The 3,775-nt window shown below is 71.7% G+C and carries 3 protein-coding genes and 1 pseudogene; all 4 read left to right on the top strand.

What is annotated here, in order from left to right:
• Positions 1-555: DUF4384 domain-containing protein (locus tag VSO01S_RS26100; RefSeq protein WP_153305449.1), on the top strand; the 555-nt coding region annotated here is incomplete at its 5' end.
• Positions 556-610: 55 nt separating this feature from the next.
• Entirely contained in the window at positions 611-2,281 is a 1,671-nt protein-coding gene (gene mltA, locus VSO01S_RS26095; RefSeq protein ID WP_068645665.1) for a murein transglycosylase A, read from the top strand.
• 7 nt (positions 2,282-2,288) lie between these two features.
• Positions 2,289-3,059: a hypothetical protein gene (locus VSO01S_RS26090; protein WP_068645664.1), complete on the top strand. Its 771-nt coding sequence runs from the start codon at positions 2,289-2,291 to the stop codon at positions 3,057-3,059.
• Between the two features lie 15 nt (positions 3,060-3,074).
• Positions 3,075-3,775 (top strand): annotated as a pseudogene (locus tag VSO01S_RS26085) (hypothetical protein); the annotation flags it as partial.

The raw sequence follows: 3,775 nt of genomic DNA, 5'->3' as shown, positions 1-3,775 counted from the left end.
GCACCGGCCTCGGCGCCGCCCGCGAGCGTGGCCGCCCTCAAGCCGGTGACGCCGCTGGAGTCCTTGCAGGGCCTGGCGCGCGGCGCGGCGCCGGGCTTCAACGTGAGCGGCGCGCCGCGCAAGGCCGAGGTGCAGATCGGCAAGGACCAGCTCGGCTTCGAGGTGCGCAGCAACCGGGCTGGCTACGTGTACGTGTACCTGCTCTCGTCGGGCAACGAGATGTTCATGCTGTTTCCCAACCTGCTGGACAAGCGCAACAGGATCGCCGCCAACGAGACGCTGCAGCTGCCGCGCGCCGCATGGCCGATGAACTCGGGCGGCCCGCCGGGCCGCAACGAATTCGCGGTGCTGGTGAGCGAGCACGAGCGCGACTTCAGCAGTACCGGGATGCTCAGCGAGGGCGTGTTCCCGCAGTTTCCGCTGCCCGCGCTGGCGGCGGCGGAAGCCGCGCGCGGCACCGGGCCTGCACCCTTGCTGGGGCGGCCCATCTGCCCGCCCAGTGCCCCATGCCAGGACGCCTATGGCGTCGGTCTATTCAGAATCGTCGAGAAGTGATCGTCTGACTGCTGAGCCCAGCCGCCATGCCCCGCCTCTCGTTCAGGAGCCAAAGATGACATTCAGCAGCAGCAATCACTTCAAGCCCGCGGCCATTGCCAAGGGTGCCGCGTGGCTCGCGGCGCTGGCGTTGGCGGGCTGCGCGAATCCGCCGCCTTCGTCTTCGCCCACTTCGTCTCCTTCGCAGCCGGTGGTGAGCACGGCCGGCGCCGCCCAGTCGCAGTCCACGCCAGCCGCGCCCATCCAGCTGGGCGGCACGCCGTCGTCGTCTTCATCAGGCGGCGCACGTCCCGGAGGCAGCGGCAGCGCGCCCGCGTTGGGCAGCAGCGTGGCCGGCCAGTCGCGCACCTTCTCCACGCAGCTGGCCACCTACACCTCGGTCGGTTTCGATGCGGTGCCGGGCTGGGTGCGCGACGATTTCTCGGAAACCTGGCCCGCCTTCCTCGGCAGCTGCAAGGTGCTCACCGGCCGCGGCAACGAATGGCGGCAGGTGTGCGAGAGGGCGCGCGGCGTGGACGGCCGAAGCAACGCCGCCATCCGCAACTTCTTCGAGAGCGAGTTCTCGGCCTACCAGATCCGCGACGACGACCGCCGGCCCGACGGCGTGGTCACCGGCTACTTCGAGCCCGAGATCCAGGGCAGCCGCAACTACGCGCCGCCCTACATCTACCCGGTGTACGGCCAGCCGGAGGACATGCTCTTCCTCGATGCGCGCAAGCTGCCGGCCGGCAGCGGCACGGTGGCGGCGCGGGTGCAGGGCCGGCAGGTGGTGCTGCAGTCGGGCCTGTCGACGCGCGACATGGGCGCGCCGGGGCTCTATGCGCTGGACACCTCGCAGCTCACCCGCGACACGCTGGACCGCAAGATCCGCCTGCGCATCGACGGCCGGCGCCTCTTGCCCTACTACACCCGCGAAGAGATCGAGACACGCGGCGCGCCCAACGCCAAGGTGCTGGCCTTTGTCAGCAGCGCCACGGCGCTGTACGAGATGCAGATCCAGGGCTCGGGCCGCATCCGCCTGCCCAATGGCGAGGTCGTGCGCGTGGCCTATGCGGAGCAGAACGGGCAGCCCTTCCGCCCCACGCTGGCGCAGAACAAGCAGGGCAAGCCGCAGACGGCGGTGCGCACGCGCGGCGGCGCCATCGAACTCGACCCGGACGACACGGAAGACGACGACGTGGTCGACACCAGCGTGGTGCGCGTGCGCGGCTTCACGCTCGCGCGTCCCGAGAACAGCGGTGCGGTGGTGGTGCCGGGCCGCAAGCCCACCGGCGCTGTCGTCGGCAGCGGCATCAAGGACCCGAGCTACGTGTTCTTCAAGGAATCGGCCTCGGACGCCGGCGGTCCGGTGGGCGCCTTCGGCGTGCCGCTGCAGCCGGGCCGCTCGATCGCGGTGGACCCGCGCAGCACGCCGCTGGGCTACCCGGTGTTCGTGTCGACCAAGCAGCCCGGCACCGGCACGCCGCTGCAGCGCCTGACGGTGGCGCAGGACACCGGCGGCGCCATCCGCGGCGCGGTGCGGGCCGACTACTTCTTCGGCAACGGCCAGCAGGCGGCCACGCAGGCACGCCGAATGAAGGAGCGCGGCCAGCTGTGGATCCTGCTGCCGCGCGGCCTGCCGGTGGCCGCCGCCGCGTCGAGCACGGTGCGCACGCGCGGCGCGGCGGTGGGTGCGGACCTGCCGCAATGCCTGGTCCCTGAAGAGGGGTCGTGCGTCGACGACTGACCGAGCCATGCAAGACACCCTGTCATCCGGCGAAAGCACCGAGCTCGTGCGCCTGTGGCGGCGCCGGCAGCAGCTCTCGCCCGACGAGATGGGGCGCATGTACGCCATCGTCGGCGATGCGCTGCGCGCGTGCAGCCCGCCCGAGCTGAAGGTGCTGGGCGAGAGCCGGCAGGAGCTGGTCGCGCAGTTCATCTACGTGAAGGTGCTGCGCCTGGATGCCGATCCGGACGAGGTCGAGGAAGGGGCCGCCCCGGTCGCCGCCAGCGACCACAGCGCGCCTTCCACCGCCTATGCGCTGTGCGCCTACTTCCGCCGCTACCTCATCGACTGCACGCGGGCCAGCAGCTTCCGGCGCAAGCTGTCGATCGGCGAACAGGTGAGCGAAGCGCAGCTGGACGCGCAGCTGGGCAGCCAGGACGCGCCGGACGAGGACTGCCTGGCCGAGCACGGCCTGTCCGAGGCCAAAGTGCAGGGCCTGGCACGCGCCTTCATCGCCGCGCTGCCCGAGCCCGAGCGGCTGCTGCTGTGCGAGGGCTTCGGGCGCGAGGCGGCCGGCGGGCTGTCGGGCATCGCCTCGCGCCACGCCATCGCCTCCTACCACTACCGGGCGGGGCGGCTGGGGCTGGTGCACAAGCGCGAGGGGCTGCCGGCCGACTACGCCAAGACCCTGCTCGGCAGCTGGATCCAGCACACGCTGGGCATCGCCATCGCGGCGGACAACATGGCCGCGATTCTTCGGGTTTTCAAAATCCTGGGCGCTGAAGCGTCTTACGCCTGACAGCACAGGATTCTTATGCCCATCGAACTATGGCCCCCGCTCAGCGTCATCCGCAGCCACCTGGCGCCGGGCCAGGCGTCGCCCGCGCCGCAGGCCGACGCCGGCGACCAGGCCGTTGCGCCCCAGGGCACGCCCGACATCGACCTGCAGCTGCCTCTGGCCGAGCTGGCGCGGCGCCGCCAGGTGCTGGCGGCGCGCAACTTCAACGCGCGCTGGGAGCCCGGGCGCATCGTCAGCGTGCTGCACGAAGGGCATCTGCTGGGCGTGCTGCTGGACCGCAAGCTGCCCGAGGGCGGCGGCAAGGGCGTGCGCTGGCAAGGCTTCATGGCGGCCAGCGAGGCCGACTGGGCCGGTGCGCACGACGTGCTGCTGGAGCCCACCGACGAGCCTTTCGAGCCGCTTTTCGGCCTGATCCAGGCCTGGAACCAGGTGACCTTGGCGCCCATGCCGCAGCAGGTGGCGCGTGTGCAGGGCGAGGTGTCGGCCACGCGGCTGGCGGCCATCCGCGCGGTGCACGACGAGTACGTCAACGGCACGCGGCTGGCCATCGAACCCGAACCGGGCCACATTGCGCTGCGCAGCGTGGGCGGCGGGCACTTCACCGTGCTGTCGGGCACGCCGCTGGCCGCAGAGGACGACGTGCGCCTGCCCTACCAGCAGCTGTATCGCGATGCGGCGCTGCGCCTGAGCGCGAGCGTGCCGGCCGCGCCGCCGGC

Source organism: Variovorax soli NBRC 106424 (assembly GCF_001591385.1).
In the GTDB taxonomy this organism is placed as follows: domain Bacteria; phylum Pseudomonadota; class Gammaproteobacteria; order Burkholderiales; family Burkholderiaceae_C; genus Variovorax; species Variovorax soli.
The sequence above is the reverse complement of the archived record's forward strand: the minus strand, read 5'-3'. Positions and strand labels throughout refer to the sequence as shown.